This window comes from Tateyamaria sp. ANG-S1, assembly GCF_000814025.1.
Lineage (GTDB): Bacteria > Pseudomonadota > Alphaproteobacteria > Rhodobacterales > Rhodobacteraceae > Tateyamaria.
The window spans coordinates 1-2,738 of the sequence record NZ_JWLL01000031.1 but is presented as its reverse complement, the minus strand read 5'-3'; the positions used below and the strand labels follow the sequence as shown (position 1 = coordinate 2,738).

Genomic DNA, 2,738 nt, shown 5'->3' with positions numbered 1-2,738 from the left:
GTCAAGCAGGTCGTTGCCAGCCCCCCCCGCGACCATATTTGCGGCAACATTTCCCGTAACGGCATCATGACCGGACCCCAGAATAGCATTCTCAATCACGGTTCCACGGGCAATTCCAAGAATACCAACCAACGTCCCAAAGTCAGAGAATTGCTCTGCCCGCATATCGAGACGCGCATCATTCGTCGTGAACTCGAAGTTGAGGGTATCTATCCCATCACGATCATAGATCGTGTAGGCCATTAGATTTCCGGTTACGTTCGCGGTTGTATTCCCCGTGGCGATCCAGTTAAATATTTCGTCGGTATAATTGCCCAAGTTTGACCCTTGGCCATATGTTGTGTTGCCAGCGGTTGCAGTGCTTGCCCCAGGCGCACCATAGAGATTTTGGGCCGCCAAAATATCCGCCATCATCAAAGTCGACACATAGGCGTAGGAGGCGTTTGTTGATGTGTTTTCGGTCTGGCTGAAATAGGACATGACAGAAACCTGCCAGCTGTCGTTGGCAAATGTCTCATCTACGCCGTAGGTTGCATTGCCGTTATAGTCCCCTTGATGGCCCAACCCGACAGCGTGTCCTATTTCGTGTATGTATGTCTGAAAGGAGTAGCTGTCGATCGAAGTCCCGTTGTTGGTCAACCAGGCCCGTGAGACGTTCAACTCTACTCCGTTGCTGGAGCCCGAATTTGGGGAATAGGCAAAAGCGCCGCTTTCTTCATCGTCCATGGTGATCATTTCACCGGAACTGACCTCGACAAAATCGAGGTTTACGGCCATTTCCCAAGCTTCCATCGCCCAACGTGCCAATTGTTGGCCTGCGGCTGTGAGCCCTGTCAGGTTGACCGTAATCTGATTGGAGGCGCTGGTGTCAAATGTGATTTCACGCCCGCCCCAATAGCCTTCGGTCAGATATTCAGCCAGTTCGTCCAGCGTCCCCTCTGTTGCCGGTTGCGGAGGAGCGCTTTCTGTAACGCTCAGGGCATATGTGCCGATACTCCGGCTGTCGTTCCACTCATATGCGTCGGCCGAGATGTAATAGGTGCCCGTCGTTCCGGCGGTGTAGGTCAACAACGAGTTAAGGCCTGCTCCTCCATCATCATTCACCGCAATTTGCTGACCGGTGGAATCGTACAGGCGGACAAGTGGATCGCTCAAAGACACCCCAACATGTGAAATGCTGTAGGTTGTACCCGCAGTCAGCTCAATGCTGACCCAATCTTCATCAAGCACGGATGACAATTCGCCGTTAAACGTATCGCCAATAGACATACTGTAAGTTGTTGCCGTGCTTTCAGCAGCATCTTCGGCTTCATACAGATCGGCAAAGACCGGTTCACCGGGTGCATGCCGTATTGTGTCAAAGGTTTGCGTCAGCATACAGACGGTACACATAACGGGTTTCCTTTATTCAATGCCCAGATGAGCGCGCAAGGTTGTGATCAGCTCTGGGGTGGTTGCACTCAATGCGGCGCCAGCGTCTTGTCGGATGGGATCAGCATGATTTCCAAATGTTGCTTTGAATGGCACGCGATGTCTTATTTGTCGCTGATTTCCAAGCTGCCAGGTCAATGTGGCAAATTTATGTGCTATATCCACCGCAACAGAAGCATCTGATAGACGTATAGGTGCCCATTCCCCCATGCGTACTTGGCGAAAATTTGCGCCCGGTAACAATGGTGCCAGCGCCTGTACCAATTGGCGGCACAGATCAGATGCAGCACGATCCGCAATGGCCCCATCGTCGCTTGTGCACAAAAGCCGGATAACAGGTTTATCAGAGCTCATGTTGTGTTTACTTGCTGCACCAGTACCCCCTGCGATGGCCGCTATACGCGACCAGACCGCAACCACCTTCACGCCGTTTCCGAGTAGAACCTAGAGCCATCACACTGGTACCTTTTTTGGTGAAACCTGTGTCAAATCGATGATATTCTGTGTTTGCCTGACAACATATCGTCAATCGTCCCGCGCCTAATGTACTGCACATCAAAGCAGGGCATAAAATGGTAATTTCAGGGGATGGTACGGCACAACGCGACTTGGGTGGTGCGCGTGGGTTTGGTGAGACTCAGGTTGGTCGCAATGATGACGGCAGTCTGCAAGCGGACGTATCGAACGTTTTTGAAAATGGGCTGCATTTTATGGGCGCGCATTTTAACGCCAATGCGCTCCACCTGAACACAAACGGAACAGTCTCCTTTTCAAGCGCTTATGGGGAGTACCCTACCGACTTGAACACACTGCCTGACCAGCCTCTGATCGCACCATTCTGGGGGGATGTGGACACACGGTTGGATGGCGAAGGAGCAGAAAGCGGTGCCATTTGGTTAGATGTGGATCCAGTTGCAGACATTGTGACCATCACCTGGGATCAGGTGGGCGTGTATCGCCGCAATGCCGAAATGACCAATACGGTGCAGTTGCAACTCTTCGATCGTGGTGGCGGGGATTTTGACATCGTTTTTCGCTACGAGCAGATTGATTGGACACAAGGTACCGGCGAAGGTGACACGGGCGCGCGGGCCGGTTTGGCTGGCAATGGAACCGTCCATTGGATTCTGCCCGATGAAGACCCCGCAGCCCTCACCCAACTGCCCAGCTTGCCCGGGAATACTGGCATTGAAGGCCTATGGGTCTATCAGATACGCAACGGTCAGGTGAGTGTACCAGATGGTGGCAGCACCGGCACGGACGGTGCAGACAATCTGCAAGGAACATCTGGCAACGACCTGCTTGAC

At 52.8% G+C, this 2,738-nt stretch carries 3 protein-coding genes; 1 reads left to right on the top strand and 2 read right to left on the bottom strand.

Going from position 1 to position 2,738, the window contains the following annotated elements:
* A partial coding sequence (locus tag RA29_RS21640) for a M10 family metallopeptidase (protein WP_152613122.1) occupies positions 1 to 1,392 on the bottom strand: 1,392 nt, incomplete at its 3' end.
* A gap of 12 nt (positions 1,393 to 1,404) precedes the next feature.
* Positions 1,405 to 1,785, bottom strand: coding sequence for a hypothetical protein (locus tag RA29_RS23080; protein ID WP_152613121.1), 381 nt, complete (start codon positions 1,783 to 1,785; stop codon positions 1,405 to 1,407).
* Positions 1,786 to 2,003: 218 nt separating this feature from the next.
* Between RA29_RS23080 and RA29_RS23865 the strand changes: the two genes are divergently transcribed.
* Positions 2,004 to 2,738, top strand: a 735-nt coding sequence (locus tag RA29_RS23865) for a nidogen-like domain-containing protein (protein ID WP_039690046.1), incomplete at its 3' end; no start/stop codon positions are given.